Raw genomic sequence first — 15308 nt, 5'->3', positions numbered from 1 at the left:
CTTACTTCACCGCCCCAGCCGTCATGCCCATGATGAGATAGCGTTCAAGCGCAATCCCGATCACCGCCAGAGGCGCGATCGCCGCGGTGGCGAGCGCCGCCATCGACCACCAGTTGATGCCTTGTGAGCCGGTCTGGCTCGCCACCATGACCGGAATGGTCTTGGCATCGGTCGAGGTCAGCAGCGCGGCGAAAAAGTACTCGTTCCAGCACAGCACCATTGCCAGGATGAAGGCGGCGACCATGCCGGGGAGCGCAATCGGCATGACTATGCGGAAAAAGGCGCCCCAGATCGACAGCCCATCGACCAAGGCGGCTTCCTCGAGCTCGACGGGGATGGAGTTGAACTGGTCGCGCATGATCCAGATGACGATCGGCAGGACCATCAGCGTGTAGAGCAGGATCAGCCCGATGCGGGTGTCGAGCAGGCCGACTTCGCGGTAGAGCACCAGGAAGGGCAGGGCCAGCACCACCGGCGGCAGGATCAGCTGCGACAGGAAGAAGAACGAGATGTCCTCGTTCTTGAACCAGGCGAACTGATAGCGATAGCGGGTCAGCCCGTAGGCGGCGAGGCTGCCGATGACGATCGCAAGGCTCGATGCACCGACCGAGGTGATGACCGAATTCATGAAGCGCTTGAAGAATTCCTCGCGCACCGTGGAGGTCTGGAAGATCGAATCCGGCGACAGGCCGAGCGAGCGCCAGCCCTTCCAGTCCGGCTGGAAGTCGACGAACGGGATGAGGTGGCCCTGGGTGACGTCGACGGCCGTCTTGAACGAGGTAGTGATCGTCCAGTAGATCGGGAACAGGCAGATGAAAGCCCAGAACGCCAGCGCGCCATAAATGAACATGCGATTGGCCAAAAAGCCCACCGGCGAGCGGATTTCCGAAGCGACATAGTCGGTGGTCTGGACGCTCATGATCCCCTGTCAGTTCACATTGCGCACGAAGCGGTTGGCGAATTTCAACAGCCAGGTCACGAACACGACGATGATGACGAGATAGGCCATCGCCAGCATGGTGCCGTAGCCGACATTCGAGCGGTCGCGGTACTCGCGGTAGATGAAGCTCGAGACCGAATCCGTGGCGCCGCCGGGGCCGCCGGAGGTGACGGTGATGATGATGTCGGCCAACTTCAGCTTGAAGATGATGCGCAGGATCACCGCCGTCACCGACACCGGCAGCATCAGCGGGAAGGTGACCTGCCAGAAGGTTTGCCAGGTCGTGGCGCCATCGACGCGTGCCGCTTCCAGCACGTCGCGCGACATCGCCTGCAGGCCGGCCAGCAGCATGATCATCATGAACGGGATGAAGGTCCAGGCATCGAGCACCATGATCGAGATGCGGGCGATGATCGGGTTGGAGAAGAAGGCGGGGTTTTCCCAGCCGAGATGGCGCGCCAGCGTCGCCGCCGGCCCGAAGCGGTATTCCATCAGCGACTTGCCGATCATCCACGATACCGCAACCGGCGACAGCATCAGCGGCAAAAGGAAGACGACGCGGAAGAATTTTCGGGCCCGGATCTGCGCGTTGAGCAGCAGCGCCAGGCCGAAGGCGATGACGTACTCGACCAGCACCGCGAGCACATAGAGCACCATGTTGAACAGCGCATTGCGGTAGTAGGGGTCAGCCAGCATCTGCCAGAAATTGTCGAGCCCGTTGAACTTGCGGCCGGCGAAGGACGACAGGTTCCAGTCGGTCAGCGCGATGTAGAAGCCGAACAGGGTCGGGAAGATCACCATGGCGATGGTGAACAAAAGCGCGGGCAGCAGGAACAGCGCGCGCTGGCCGTCTTCGCCGCGCGTCAGCACCTGGCCGACGGCGAGCGCCACGCCCCACAGAATGTAGGCGTAGACGATGGGGCGCCAGGTGTCGAAACCGAGCGTGGTGACTTCGCTCTTGTAGAGGATCTGCAGCGCGATCACCGCCAGCAGGCCAAGCGTGGCCACGGCCATCACGGCAAAGCCAAGCTGCTTGCGGCCTGGCGAGATCAGATCGGCTGGACCGGCGTTTGCCGGCCATGCATTGGTGGTCTGGTCAGCCACGCGTCCCGTCCGTTCAAACTATGCCTGCGACCGGCCCGAGCCGGTCAGGTCCGGCGGCTTTGCGCCGCCGGACCCATTTCACGGTAACAGCCTACATGCCGAGCGAGGCTTTGTAGAGCTTGATCTGGTTTTCGCGGCCGATCTGGTCGGTCAGCTTCTCCCAGGCCGCGGCAATGGCGTCTGCGCCTTCCTGCGCCTTCATCTTGCCGGCGAATGTGTTGGCCAGAATGTCCTCCGCGGCGCTGTAATATTGGAAGATGCCGGGGATGCGCGGTTCGATCGCCGCATTCGGATGGTTGTAGCTGTCGGCTTCCGACTTTAGATACGAGGTGATGAACGCCTCATCATAGCCTGCCGCCACCCATTCGGGAATGTCGAAATGCGAGTTGCGATAAGGCTGGAAGCCCGACGGATACGCCGCGCACCACAGTGACAGGTCCTTGCCGCCGAGATGGGCGGCGGCCGACCATGCCGCCTTCTTCTTCTTCTCGTCGCTGTCGACGCGGGCCATGACATAGACGCCCCAGCCGAGATAGGCGCAGTTCGGCGCATAGTTCGGCCCGCTGGCGAGCTTGTCCCACTTGCCGGTCTTGGAATTATAGACATCGTCCGAGCCCGGCAGGATCGAGAAGCCTGTGACGTCGCCGACGACCGAGGAGTCGTTAGTCTTCGCATTCGAGCCAGCGTCTCCCCACCAAGCCAGCATCGAACCCGTGCCGCCCAGGAACTGGGAGAAACAGGTCTGGTTCGGGTCGGCATTGATTTGATCTTGCGGTTCGAAGGGCAGCGCGTCGATCACGTCCTGGATCGCCCGTACCCAGGCCGGATTGTTGACGCGCGGCTTCATCGTATCGGCGTCGAACAGCCACGCCTTGTCATCAGGGTGCTTGGCATAAGCACTGGCACGGCTGCCAAGGAAGTAGAAGCCGAATCCACCCCATGCCTTGGGCGCGTCGAGGTAGCCGTAAACGTCCTGGCCCTTCATCTGCTTGCCCTTGAGGAACTTTGTCACGGCCTGCACCTGCTGCCAGGTCTTCGGCACGCCCCATTCCGTCAGGCCTGCCTTGTCGCCGCTATCGGCTTTCCAGGCTGCTGTCAGATCAGCGTCGGAGAACACGTCGGTGCGGTAATTGAAGTTGTGTGCGTCGCCGTCGACGGTCACGCGATACTGCTTGCCGTTCCAGGTACCGACCGGCGGCTTCAGATAGGCCACCAGGTCGTCCATATCGATCTGCTTCTTGACCCAATCCGGCATCTCGGAAGTGAGGCCCTTGCCGCAGACATCGCCTTCGAAAGGCGCGCCCATCTCGACGATATCAAAGTCAATTGTGTTCGTGGCGATAGCCTGCTGCAGACGCGGATTGTAGTCGGCCTGCGCCAGGTCGATCCAGTTGATCTTGGCGCCGGTGTAGGCCTCCCACGGCTTCAGGAAGCCGCGGAACAAAACATTGTGAAGGTTCTGGTTGTTGAGGCCCATGAAGGAGAGCTCGACGCCGGCGAATTCGCCTTCCTTGACGTTGGCCTTGGTGGCTTCCAGGCAGAGTTCGCCGACCTTCTGGAAGTCGGAATCCGTCGGCTGGCCTTTGCCCACGCCGGGGATCTGCAGGATTTTGGCGCGCAGCTCGCTGGCGGCGGCAGCCGGGCGTGTGAAAGCGCCGAGCCCGGCGCCGGAAGCGGCAGCGATAGCGGCCATCGAGGCCGCACCTTTGAGTATGTCACGCCGGGTCGCACCCGCGCGGACGAGTTTTTCGTACAGACCGACTCTCATCTATTCCTCCCAGAACACAGTCGTGAATTGAAATACCAATCCTCGGACGCCGAAACGTCGACGGTTCTCCTTTTATCACACGGGGACGTGGGACCCCACCCTGCGTCGCCTGAAGCTCCGATTTTCGGGAAAAAATCCGACTGTCGGATTGGCACTCGCCACTATTCGCGTAATCGATTACCTTGTCAACACGAATGACTTTTTATCTATAAGATACTGACTTGCCCTTGCCGTTGGCAATGGCTAGCTTCACCGCGAGGAAAGGGGGGACGATGGCTCAAGTCGCGATCACCAATGTGGCCAAGGCGTTCGGAACCGTCAAGGTCCTGCACGATGTCAGCGTCGAAATCGCCGATGGCCAGTTCGTGGTGCTGGTCGGCCCGTCGGGCTGCGGCAAGTCCACGCTGCTCAGAATGGTGGCCGGGCTGGAAACCGTCTCGGGCGGCACCATCGCCATCGGTGAGCGCATCGTCAACAATCTGCCGCCGGCCAAACGCGACATTGCCATGGTGTTCCAGAACTATGCGCTCTATCCGCACAAGACGGTGGAGCAGAACATGGCCTTCGCGCTGAAGCTGCGCGGCACCGACCCGGCCGTGGTCGCTGAGCGGGTCAAGCGCGCCGCCGACATTCTCGACCTCAACCCCTACCTGAAACGCTATCCGCGCCAGCTCTCCGGCGGCCAGCGCCAGCGCGTCGCCATGGGCCGCGCCATCGTGCGCAACCCGCAAGTGTTCCTGTTCGACGAGCCGCTCTCCAATCTCGACGCCAAACTGCGCGTGCAGATGCGCACCGAGATCAAGGAACTGCACCAGCGGCTGAAGACCACTACGATCTACGTCACCCACGACCAGATCGAGGCCATGACCATGGCCGACAAGATCGTGGTCATGCGCGATGGCCGTATCGAACAGGTCGGGGCGCCATTGGAATTGTTCGACCGGCCGGCCAATTTGTTTGTCGCCGGCTTCATCGGCTCGCCATCGATGAACCTGCTCAAGGGCGTGGTGAGGAAGGGCGACAAGGTCGAGATAGCGGGCACGCTGTTCCCGATCGCTGCTGGCAGCGCCGCCAAGGAGGGCCAGGCCGTGGTCTATGGCGTGCGGCCCGAACATCTCGAAATCCACGCCGACGGCGTGCCGGCGAAGATCTCGGTGGTGGAGCCGACCGGCTCCGAAACGCTGGTCTTCGTGCGCTTCGGCGACGGCGAGATGGTGGCGCTGTTTCGCGAGCGCCACGACTTCAAGCCCGGTGATACGCTCAATCTCAAGCCGCGCCTCGACCAGGTCCATCTCTTCGACGCTGAGACCGGCAACCGGCTCTGATTTTCCAACCGACTTCTGACCAAACCTGTTTGACGAGGACTGCCATGCTCAAAGGGATCAACCCATTGCTGAACGCCGATGTGCTCCAGGCGCTGAGGGCAATGGGGCACGGCGACGATCTGATCATCGCCGACACCAACTTCCCCGCCGATTCAGTGGCGCGCCAGACCGTGCTCGGCAGGCTGCTGCACATCGATGCGCCGGCGGCCGATGTGGTCAAGGCGGTGCTGTCGCTCTATCCGCTGGATACGTTCGTCGACGACGCGGCCGCCCGCATGGAGATCGTCGGCAACCCCAACGAAATTCCGCCGGTGCAAAAAGAGGTGCAAAAAGAGATCGATGCGGCGGAAGGCAAGGCCTGGCCGATGATCTCGGTCGAGCGCTACGCCTTCTACGAACGCGCCAAGAAGGCTTATTGCGTCATCCAGACCGGCGAGCGCCGCTTCTATGGCTGCTTTGCCTTCCGCAAGGGCGTCGTGCCGCCGGATGCGGAGTAGCACAATGGCGTCCGGCAAGCCTGTCGTCATACTGGGCGTCTTCGTCGCCGACACCGCCTACCGCGCCGATCGCCAGCCGCGCATGGGCGAGACCATTCTTGGCAATTCCTTCAAGCTGGGGCCGGGCGGCAAGGGCTCGAACCAGGCGGTAGCGGCCGGCAAGCTCGGCGCCGACATCACCTTCCTGACCCGGCTCGGCGTCGATGCTTTCGCCGACATGGCCAAGGCGACCTGGAAAGATGCCGGCGTGAAATCCGCCGTCATCGACACCCCGCAGAGCTATACGGGTGCCGCCTATATCTTCATCGAGGAGACCACCGGCAACAACGCCATCATCGTCAGTCCCGGTGCGGCGATGCTGATCTCGCCTGATGACATCGAGGCCAATGCCGGCCTGATTGGCGGGGCCGGTGTCTTCGTCACCCAGCTCGAGCAGCCCATAGACGCTGCACTGCGCGCCCTCGAAATCGCGCGCGGGGCAGGGGTGACCACCATCCTGAACCCGGCGCCGGCGGCAAAACTGCCGGACCGCATCTACACGCTGTGCGACTATGTCACCCCCAACGAAACCGAGGCTGAGGAACTGACCGGCATCAAGGTCGCCTCCATCGACGACGCCCGCAGCGCCGCCGACAACCTGCTTAAAAAGGGCGTCGGCTCGGTCATCATCACGCTCGGCGAAAAGGGCGCGCTGCTGCACACAGCGAACCGTTCGGACCATGTTCCCGTGGTCAGCGCCGGCACTGTGGTCGAAACTACAGGTGCGGGCGATGCCTTCAATGGCGGACTGGCCGCAGCGCTCGCCAGAGGCGTGGAGCCGCTGCAAGCGGTGCGCTTCGCCTGCGCCGTCGCCGGCATTTCGGTGACCCGGCCAGGCACGGCGCCGTCCATGCCGACGCTGCAGGAGGTCGAGGCGCTGCTGGCCAAAGGGTGACTGCGGACAGCGCAAGGAGGTGTTCGATGCTCTGGGTTGCACTGGTCATCGGCGCCCTGCTTGCGGGAAAGTGCCTGTCATTCGTCTCGACGCTTGCCGACGCGGCGACGAAAATGGCCGGCTCTGCTCCCGAACCCAATTCCTATCAAGCCGACATGACCCCGTCTTGGCTGATGAGCCTGATGGGCATCTGCTTCATCGAGCTGGTCGGGGCGGTTTGCGGCATCTGGTATTATGAGGGATGGATCCTTGGCCTCGTCGCGCTGACTGCTGCGATCGCCCTCCCTGCGATTTTCAACGTCGCCGTGCCGCCGCTTTCTGGATCGATCGTTTATCTGCGCAGCGCTGCATTCACGCTGGCGAGCCAGTCCATCGACCTGGCAAAAAACGGTGATTCCAAGGACGCCTTGGCGAGAAGGGAGATGATCAGGCGGCTGATTTCAGTCCGGCCCGAGATTGCGCGATACCTATGAAAAACCTGATTGCCAGGCCGGCATTCAGACTGCCGAGGCGCTCGGCCTGCCGACCCTACCAGCATCGCGGCCAACAAGACCTGGTCCCTTCCGATAGGGTGTCATATTAGCCACAGATAATGTTAATCGGCAATCCGGTCTTGCGCCATTGGCATAGGTGTCCTGTAATGGGTCACCGTGTCTGGCACCGCAATTGCACTGTCAGCAACGCCGGGGGCATCCATCGCTCCTGGCAAGTCGGGGGGCGATCGGGGCCCGCCGCTTCTCAAAATGAAGCGGCGGGCTCTTAGGTGCCGATTTAAAAGCCGCCTGAATCACCGAAACATTGGGTGCTGGGCCATTATGTATTTTCCGCAATTTCTGGTGGGCATGTTCGCAACGTCGTTCATCGTTGCGATCTGGGCCGACATGGCAACTGGCTCCGTCTGGAAGGCGCTCGGCTGGGCTTTTCTTGCAATGGTTATTCTTCAGTTTGGATACCTCGGCCTCGTCGTCCGCCTGGTCTACAGGCGGGAATCGGAAGGCGTCGAGGGAAATGGTGCGAGCGGGGCTCGAGCCCGCGACCTCCGGCGTGACAGGCCAGCACTCTGAGCTACACCGGGCGCTGCCATTGATCGCTGCAAGGCGATCCGTCTGAATTAATGTGTTCAAGGAGACATTTTTGACAATCAACGTCGACATTTCTCCGGCACCAAGGATCGTGACCCTTGAAGAGAAATGGCGCGAGTGACGGGGCTCGAACCCGCGACCTCCGGCGTGACAGGCCGGCACTCTAACCAACTGAGCTACACCCGCGCATGGACGAGCACGTGTCAGCCGTGTTCGTCGTTGGGGCGGTGGATAAGGGGTTCGCCACCGGGTGTCAAGCGCACCTGGACAGCATAACAGCAAACAGGAGAAGGTTTTTTGACAGGCGGCACTTTGTCCGGGAAAACCGCTATGCGGCTAAGCTCGCGCCTGCTCATTTGGCCTTGCGAAGCCGGTTCCGACCGCTTAAAGGTCCGGCCCGGAGCGGGCGATTAGCTCAGTTGGTAGAGCGCTTCGTTTACACCGAAGATGTCGGCGGTTCGAGCCCGTCATCGCCCACCATATCCCGCACGCCGGCCCATGCCTCGTCGTCCATTGCCTTTCATGTTCCCAACTCAGCTGCGTATGACCGATAGCGAGGACGCGGCCACAATCGGCCGCGCCCGCCTTTCTGCCGGTGTGCTACCTACTGCCTGATGTAGCAGGTCTTCTTCACGCGGGGGATAGGGTCCTCGCCAAAGGCGTCGAGGCTGCATGTAACGCCGTTCCTGAAAACGCCTTGCGTGAACTGACCGCGCGCGCCGTATCTCACCAGTTTGCGGCCACGGAAATCGCAGTACTGATTCTCCCTGGCGCAGGCCACCCACCTGCCGCGACCCTGGCCGTAGTCGTCGTCACCGTAATTGTCGTCGTCATTGTCGCCATAATCGTTACCGCCGCCGCGCCTCACGATGTAGCAGGCCTTGTCGCGGCCGGGCGCGGGATCGCCAAAGACGCGGTTTGAACAGGGCACGGCGCGGCGGTCGAAAAAGCGGGAGGTGGTCTGGCCGCGCGCGCCATAGACCACTTCGGCTGGATAGGGCAGGCGGCAGATGCCACCCTCGTCAGCACATCGCTGCATGCGCTGGGCCGACGCGGTGGCCGGGAAAAGAACAGAAGCGGCCGAGACAAGGCCGACCAGGCAAATGAATGTGAACGCCGTCCGGATCAGGGCGCTGGAGGTTTTTGACACGACTTGTCTCCCTTTTTGATTCACGCGCCATCTTACAGCAGCCTTGCCAAACGCAAGATGAACGAAAGCCATTGCCAACGGGATGAGTTGAATTCCCGTTTTCTGGCCAGGGAGCTGCCGCCATCATTCCGGATTTGATAAGGGTCCTGGTCAGCAATCGATTGGCTGTTCGGAGAGGCAGGACAATGATCGACCATCCCGGGCGCCTGCTGCTTCAGCTCCTGATCGTGTTGGCAATTTGTGGCACCGGGCGCCTCGCCCATGCGACAGAGGCGGGCGACGGTGTCGACCAGACCGCGGCCAAAGCAGCCTTGCTCAAGGCCTATCCCGGACTTTTCACCATCTCGGGCAATATCCTGACCTGGGCCGACGGAACCACGATGGTGTGGGACGACGGCAAGGCGCGCGACGCCGAAGCGCTGCTGGAGAGCCCCGACATCGAAGACATGTTCCGCTACGTCTATCCGACGGCAGCGGAGGGCGCGCTGGTCCCGGCGGAGGATTTCGATCCCGGCCGTATCCGCAACGAAGCCTTCTTCGAGAAGCTTTATGGGGCAAGTGCCGCGGAAGTGGGCAAGCACATCGCCAACGTCAAATGGCTGCCGAAACTTGGCAAGAAAACCGTGCAGGTCACCAGGGTTTTCGGCATCAACGACCGGCTGGGCAAGGTCTCCGATGCCCTGGAGGCGATGCCCGCGGAGCTCAGCCGTTACGGGCTCAAGCCCGGCGGCGGCTTTGTCTGGCGGCCCATCGCCGGCACCGACCGCCTGAGCGTCCACTCTTTCGGCGCAGCCTTCGATATCAATGTCGGTTTCTCCGACTATTGGTACAACAACAGAAACAAAGCCGACCCGAAGGCGCACATTCCGCTCAGGAACCGGATTCCGCTGGAAATCGTGGAATTGTTTGAGGAAAACGGCTTCATATGGGGCGGGCGCTGGTATCACTACGACACCATGCATTTCGAATACCGGCCCGAACTGCTGCTGTACAAGAAACTCGGCTGATCGCGCTGGCAGTCAGCCGTAAGGCGCATGCGCCGGGTCGCCTCGATGCGCCTCAATAACGAAGCCCCAGGTTCTTGGCGACTTGCCGGCGGTTGGCGGTCGCGGCAGTGCAAACCCGGCGAAGGTCGGCACGGATGTTTTCGGAGTTCAGCAACTCAGCGGCTTCCGGAAAGCCTTCGGCCAGCAACGCGGCAACAATCTCGGCTGGCGACTGGTGGAAACCATCTTCTGCCAAAGCATGCGCCCGCTGGTAGATATGGCTGGCTCTGATGTTGTCTGCCATTCACAAGTACCTCCCTTGATCGGCACGTCATGAACAACTTTCGAGAAGTATTCGGGTTCCATACAACTTAGAAGGGAATTTTCATCGTCGACGGGGGAACGCGTATCTTTCGCTGAAATGACCTCTTGTCGTCACGAGCGCTGCCCGGTCCGTTGTGCGTCAATGCAAAGATCAAGGCGGCAGTAGCCGGAAATCTTTGCCTTCGGGCAGCAACTGGCCGCCGTCGACGATAATGGTCGTGCCGGTGATGTAGCTGGCGTCGTCGGAGGCGAGGAACAGGAAGGCATTGGCCACGTCGCGCGGGCTGCCGAGGCGGCCGAGCGGGATCGAGTCTTCCATGTTCTTGATGTAGGCGGCGCCGCGATGCAGCTCGATCGCCTCGGTCAGGATGTTGCCGGGTTCGACGCCGTTGACGGTGATGCCGTAGCCGGAAAATTCCAGCGCCGCCGAGCGGATGAAGCCGTTGATCCCGGCCTTGCTGGCGGCGTAGTGGCCGTGGCCGGGGCTGGTGACATGCGGGCCGGTGATCGACGAGGTGTAGAGCATGCGCCCGTAACCTTGCGCCTTCATCGGCGCCAGTGCTGCCAGCGTGGCGTTGAAGGTGCCGCGCAGATTGACCGCCATGACCCGGTCCCAGTCGTCCGGGCTGGTGTTTTCGATCAACTGCCAAGGATAGATGCCGGCATTCTGCACAACGATGTCGAGGCGGTCGTGGCGGCTCAACGCCAGCGCCACTGCGGCTTCTGCATCGGCCATTAGCGAGATGTCGGTGCGGATGAAGGCAGCGCCGAGCTCGTCCGCGGTCGCTTGGCCCGCCTCGGCCTCGCTGTCGGCCAGGACCAGCCTTGCGCCTTCCTCGGCAAAGCGCTGCGCGATGCCTTTGCCAATGCCGCGCGCGCTGCCGATGATCAGCGCGACCTTGTCTTGCAGCCGTCCGCTCATGCGAGCCGTCCTTTCATGCGAGTCTTTGGCGAATGGTTTGCTTGAAGGCGTCGAGCAGCACGGCGGCGAGCACCAGCAGGCCGTGGATCACCTGGGTGAAATTGGCAGGCAGGCCCATCAGGTTGATCGCTGTGTTGATCGAGGACAGCAAAAGCACGCCGGCATAGACACCGGGCAGCGTGCCGACACCGCCCTTCAGGCTGACGCCGCCGATGACGACAGCGGCAAAGGCGTTGAATAACAGTCCGGTGCCGAGATTGGCGGTGGCGCCGGAGGTACGGATGGCGAGGAGCCAGCCGGCCAGCCCGGCAATGGCGCCGGCAAGCACGAAGGCGATGACCAGATTGCGATTGACGCGGATGCCGGCGCGGAAGGTCGCGGTCTCGTTGCCGCCGATCATCACCAGGTGGCGGCCGAACGGCGTCTTGGCCATGATCAATGAGAAGAGAACGAAACAGGCGACGGCGATCCAGGCGGTCAGCGGCAGGCCGGCCAGGCGCTGGATGCCGAACCATCGGATGGCCGGCGCCAGATCCTGTGCCGAGCGGCCGCCGGAGATGACCAGCACTAGGCCGCGCACCCAGATGTAGGACGCCAGCGTGATGATGAAGGCGCTCATCTTCACCTTGACCACGAGATAGCCGTTGAAAGCGCCGATGATGCCGCCGACGACCAGTGCAATGAGCAGCGAAACCGGAACCATCAGCCATTGCGGACTGAGCTGTATGCCCATGCCGATGCCCGACGAGCAGAACAGGATGCCGACCGTCATGGCGCTGAGCGCCGCCACCGATTCCACCGACAAGTCCATGTGGCCGGCAATGATGACAAGCGACAGGCCGATCGACATCACGCCGAGCACGCTCGAGGCCTCGATGATGTTGGCGAAGATGCCGAGCTGGAAATAGTTCGGGACGAAGATGGAAAAGACGATCAACACAAAGACCAGCATGAACCAGACGAGGTTGTCGAGGACGAACTCCAGGGCTTTGCGGGTGCGCGGGTTCATGGGCTGATCCGGTTGGCGCCCCCGCGAAATCAAATTGATTTTGTCGGGCTCAGGCGCGGCTTCAAGTTCGCCACAGCGTCCTTGTCAGACGCGGCGTTGTGAAAGAGCAGGCTCCGGGCGGCCTGGGCGGCCCGGAGCGCTTGGCAAGCGGCTATTCGACCGGCTTGATGGTTTCCGTCGGCGGCTTCTGGTTGCCCCAGAAGGCCGGATTGTCGACGTTTTCCTTGGTGATGGCGGCGCCCGGGATCTTGATGTTCGGCCCCCAGGCTTCCTTGGTCACGGTCGACTTCAAGCCGAGCACGTCATACTCGCCGGGCTTGATTTCCTGCTTGCCGGCGATCTTGTCCATGAACATGGCGACGGCGGCAGCCTGCGCGTAGAGCGGCTGCTCGACTTCGACGTTGAGCCAGCCCTTGCGGATCAGGTCGAGACCGACCGGAGCGCCGTTCGAGCTCATCAGCATGACGTCGCCCGGCTTCTTGCCGGCGGCCTCGAGCGAGGCAACGGCAGCGACCGACAGGTGTGCGGCATGGCTGAAGATCAGGTCGATGTCGGGGTTGGCCAGCATCTGGTCGGCAACGATGGTGCCGGCGTTGCTGGCTTCCCACTGCATGGCGGGCAGCGAGATGATCTTGACGTCCGGGAACGCCTTCATCTTCTCCTCAAAGCCTTTCTGGATGTCGAGCGTGTAGGGGTCGCCGGGATCGCCGAGCACCTGCAACACCTTGCCCTTCACCGAACCGTTCTTGGCTTTCAGAAGCTTTTCAGCCTGCTCGGCTGCGACGTAACCGATCTCCACGGTGCCAGCCACCGAGGTGAAGTCGGACGGGGTCGAGGTGATCTGGCGGTCGAACTCGACCACCGGGATGCCGGCCGCGCGGGCTGCTTCGATGGACGGCTTCAGCGCGTTGAAATCGACGGCGGCCAGGATGATCGCCGCCGGCTTCAGCGCGATGACGTCGTTCATCTGCGATTGCTGCGCGTCGGTCTTGTTGTCGGCGTTGAGTGTTTTCACCTCATAGCCGACCTGCTTGAGGAACAGCTCCAGCGCGCTCACCGAGCCGGTCTGGAATTCATCGAGCAGGGTCGGAACCATATAGTAGACGGTGCCCTTGGTCTGGGACATTGCCGGCGTGAGCGAGGCAAGAGCCAGTGCCAGGATACCGAAGACAAGAACCAGTATTCGCTTCATGTCGTTCGCTCCTCTTTTATACCGGACCCCTCTTTTGTCCCTCAACCTGCCGGTCCGGCACCGGCAAGCGTCTCACCGGTGATCATGTTGATCACCGCATCGGGACTTGTTTTGTTGCGTGCGACATCGCCGGCCACGACGCCTTGCCGGATCACCACGATCCGGTCGGCGACCTGGAAGGCCTGTTGCATGATGTGGGTGATGATGACGACGCCGATGCCCTGGTTGGCCACCTGGCGGATCATCTCGAGGCCGCGCCTCGTCTGTTCGACGCCGAGTGCCGCGAACGGCTCGTCGAGCAGCACGAGCTTGCCGCCCCAATGCACGAAACGGTTGAGCTCGATCGCCTGGCGCTGGCCGCCCGAGAGGTGCTCGACATTTGTGCGCAGCGACGGAATGCGGGTGCCCGCACTGGCAAGCGCCTTGCCGACGACAGCCTCCATGGCGCGCTCGTCGAGGATCGGAATGCCGAGCACCTTGCGCGTGATCTCGCGGCCCATGAAGAAATTGGCGACGACATCGACATTGGTGCAGAGCGAAAGATCCTGGTAGACAGTCTCGATGCCGGCAGCCTTGGCCTCGGCCGGCGTTTTCGCCAGAAATTCCTTGCCCTCGAACAGCATGCGGCCAGAGCTCGGCTCGAGGCCGCCGGCGATGATCTTGACCAGCGTCGACTTGCCGGCGCCATTGTCGCCGAGCAGTGCCACGACCTCGCCCTTGCCGATCGAGAAGCTGATGCCTCTCAGCGCCTGGATGGCGCCGTAATTCTTGGTGACGTTTTCGAGTACCAGCAGCGGTTCGGTCATGCCGCCACTCCCTTGCTGTGCATGAGGTCTGACCGGCGCTCGCGCTCGGCGATGAACATCTGGCCAAACCGCGGCGAGAGCACACCGGAAACGGCCAGGGCGGCAGCGCCCCGCAGCACCGAATGCTGGCCACCGGTCGCCACCGTCACGCGCGGGGTCTTGCGGTCGCGCCGCGCCGAGACCGAGTTGGGAAGCTGTCCTGCCGCGCCAACCAGCTTTTCGAGCAGGTCGGTGGGCGCAAGCCCGCCGAGGATGACGGTTTCGGGATCGAACACATTCTCGATGGTGACGATCGTGTTGCGGAAGATCGGCGCAACTTCGGCCACCCATGCGGCGTCGCTGATGTTGCGGCGGCGACGTGCTTCGAGCGAGAGATACCGTTCGAGGCAGCCATGGTTGCCGCAGGGACAGAGTTCGCCGCCGGGAACGGCGGGGATGTGTCCGATTTCGCCCGCATTGCCCCAGGCGCCGCGCATCACCGCGCCCTCATGGACGATGACGCCGCCAAGGCCGACGCCGAAATAGAGGTAGTAATATTCGGAATAGCCAGCCCCAAGGCCATAGAGGCGCTCGCCCATGGCAGCTGCCGCCATGTCGGTCTCGAAGAAGGCCGGCAGCCCGGTCGATGCCGCCAGCCGCTCCGGCAGCGCGACATCCTTCCAGCCGGCCATGGTCGTGGGGCCGACGAAGCTCATCGATTCCACGCCGAAAGGCCCGGGCAGCGCCATGCCGATGCCAAGCAGGCGGCCGCCGGGCCGCAATGCGGTCAGTTCGGGCACCATGGCGCCGATCAGCTCGAAGGCATGGTCGGGCGTTGCATGCGGCGCCTCGCGATGCGTGCTTTCGATGACATCGCCGCTGAGATTGATCAGCGCCGCGTCGATGCCGAGCGGGGTGAGGTGGATGCCGACGGCATAGCCGCCTTCAGGGTTGATACGCAACGTCGCCGGCGGCAGTCCGCGCCCGCGCGGCTCTTCGCGCAGCGACAGCACATAGCCGTGCTCTTCGAGCTCGCGAACGATGGTCGATACGGTCTGGACGGTGAGGCCGACGCGGCTGGCGATGTCGCCGCGGGCAATGGGGCCATGAAGGCGGATGGACTCCAGCACAATGCGCCGGTTGTAGGGCCGTCCGAACTCCTGGTTGGTTCCCCGTAGTGCCATTTCCCTCTCCTTGGGAGAGGCGAGACTTGCACAGGCAATTTATTCAGTCAAATGGAATTCAAAAATAATTTGTGACAGATTCGGAGGGGTGCAGGACCTGTCCCAT

At 62.4% G+C, this 15308-nt stretch carries 16 protein-coding genes and 2 tRNA genes; 7 read left to right on the top strand and 11 right to left on the bottom strand.

Features of this window, described 5'->3' with window-relative positions:
* Position 1 precedes the first annotated feature (1 nt).
* From AC1DXM_RS09545 to AC1DXM_RS09535, 3 genes are all read right to left on the bottom strand, one after another.
* The gene (locus AC1DXM_RS09545) at positions 2–919 is read right to left on the bottom strand and encodes a carbohydrate ABC transporter permease (protein WP_477232806.1); all 918 of its coding nucleotides are present in this window, start codon (positions 917–919) and stop codon (positions 2–4) included.
* 9 nt (positions 920–928) lie between these two features.
* Complete coding sequence (locus AC1DXM_RS09540) at positions 929–2044, bottom strand: carbohydrate ABC transporter permease (protein WP_477232805.1); 1116 nt, start codon at positions 2042–2044, stop codon at positions 929–931.
* Positions 2045–2135: 91 nt separating this feature from the next.
* The gene (locus tag AC1DXM_RS09535) at positions 2136–3812 is read right to left on the bottom strand and encodes an ABC transporter substrate-binding protein (RefSeq protein ID WP_192253437.1); all 1677 of its coding nucleotides are present in this window, start codon (positions 3810–3812) and stop codon (positions 2136–2138) included.
* A gap of 272 nt (positions 3813–4084) precedes the next feature.
* Between AC1DXM_RS09535 and AC1DXM_RS09530 the strand changes: the two genes are divergently transcribed.
* From AC1DXM_RS09530 to AC1DXM_RS09510, 5 genes are all read left to right on the top strand, one after another.
* Positions 4085–5137 carry an ABC transporter ATP-binding protein gene (locus tag AC1DXM_RS09530; RefSeq protein WP_477232804.1) on the top strand — a complete coding sequence of 351 codons (1053 nt, stop codon included), beginning with the start codon at positions 4085–4087 and terminating at the stop codon, positions 5135–5137.
* 44 nt (positions 5138–5181) lie between these two features.
* Entirely contained in the window at positions 5182–5634 is a 453-nt protein-coding gene (locus tag AC1DXM_RS09525; protein ID WP_477232803.1) for an RbsD/FucU family protein, read from the top strand.
* A 4-nt stretch (positions 5635–5638) separates the two neighbouring features.
* On the top strand, positions 5639–6568 hold the full coding sequence (rbsK, locus tag AC1DXM_RS09520) for a ribokinase (protein WP_477232802.1): 930 nt from the start codon (positions 5639–5641) through the stop codon (positions 6566–6568).
* Positions 6569–6681: 113 nt separating this feature from the next.
* Positions 6682–7041, top strand: coding sequence for a hypothetical protein (locus tag AC1DXM_RS09515; protein WP_477232801.1), 360 nt, complete (start codon positions 6682–6684; stop codon positions 7039–7041).
* 342 nt (positions 7042–7383) lie between these two features.
* Positions 7384–7632 (top strand): hypothetical protein, encoded by a 249-nt coding sequence (locus AC1DXM_RS09510; protein WP_477232800.1) that lies wholly within the window; start codon positions 7384–7386, stop codon positions 7630–7632.
* Between the two features lie 127 nt (positions 7633–7759).
* Here AC1DXM_RS09510 and AC1DXM_RS09505 read toward each other — a convergent pair.
* Positions 7760–7836 (bottom strand) — tRNA-Asp (locus tag AC1DXM_RS09505).
* A gap of 218 nt (positions 7837–8054) precedes the next feature.
* Here AC1DXM_RS09505 and AC1DXM_RS09500 point away from each other — a divergent pair.
* Positions 8055–8130 (top strand) — tRNA-Val (locus tag AC1DXM_RS09500).
* Positions 8131–8254: 124 nt separating this feature from the next.
* Here AC1DXM_RS09500 and AC1DXM_RS09495 read toward each other — a convergent pair.
* A complete protein-coding gene (locus tag AC1DXM_RS09495; RefSeq protein WP_477232799.1) occupies positions 8255–8800 on the bottom strand; it encodes a hypothetical protein in 546 nt (181 codons plus the stop codon).
* Between the two features lie 185 nt (positions 8801–8985).
* Between AC1DXM_RS09495 and AC1DXM_RS09490 the strand changes: the two genes are divergently transcribed.
* Positions 8986–9807 carry a M15 family metallopeptidase gene (locus AC1DXM_RS09490; RefSeq protein ID WP_477232798.1) on the top strand — a complete coding sequence of 274 codons (822 nt, stop codon included), beginning with the start codon at positions 8986–8988 and terminating at the stop codon, positions 9805–9807.
* Between the two features lie 52 nt (positions 9808–9859).
* Here the strand turns inward: AC1DXM_RS09490 and AC1DXM_RS09485 are convergent, their stop codons facing one another.
* The 6 genes from AC1DXM_RS09485 to AC1DXM_RS09460 all read right to left on the bottom strand — a co-directional run bounded on the left by AC1DXM_RS09485 (position 9860) and on the right by AC1DXM_RS09460 (position 15202).
* Positions 9860–10090: a hypothetical protein gene (locus tag AC1DXM_RS09485; protein WP_477232797.1), complete on the bottom strand. Its 231-nt coding sequence runs from the start codon at positions 10088–10090 to the stop codon at positions 9860–9862.
* A 171-nt stretch (positions 10091–10261) separates the two neighbouring features.
* Positions 10262–11032, bottom strand: a complete 771-nt coding sequence (locus tag AC1DXM_RS09480) for an SDR family oxidoreductase (protein ID WP_477232796.1) — start codon at positions 11030–11032, stop codon at positions 10262–10264.
* A gap of 13 nt (positions 11033–11045) precedes the next feature.
* A complete protein-coding gene (locus tag AC1DXM_RS09475) occupies positions 11046–12041 on the bottom strand; it encodes an ABC transporter permease (protein WP_142868064.1) in 996 nt (331 codons plus the stop codon).
* A gap of 151 nt (positions 12042–12192) precedes the next feature.
* Entirely contained in the window at positions 12193–13233 is a 1041-nt protein-coding gene (locus AC1DXM_RS09470; protein WP_112561391.1) for a sugar ABC transporter substrate-binding protein, read from the bottom strand.
* A gap of 41 nt (positions 13234–13274) precedes the next feature.
* Positions 13275–14039: an ATP-binding cassette domain-containing protein gene (locus AC1DXM_RS09465; protein ID WP_112561392.1), complete on the bottom strand. Its 765-nt coding sequence runs from the start codon at positions 14037–14039 to the stop codon at positions 13275–13277.
* Entirely contained in the window at positions 14036–15202 is a 1167-nt protein-coding gene (locus AC1DXM_RS09460; RefSeq protein ID WP_477232795.1) for an ROK family transcriptional regulator, read from the bottom strand. The genes AC1DXM_RS09465 and AC1DXM_RS09460 overlap by 4 nt, the downstream gene beginning before the upstream one ends.
* Positions 15203–15308: the final 106 nt, after the last annotated feature.

Source organism: Mesorhizobium sp. P3_A2 (assembly GCF_056403115.1).
Note: the sequence above shows the minus strand (reverse complement) of the source record. Positions and strands in the feature narration are given on the sequence as shown.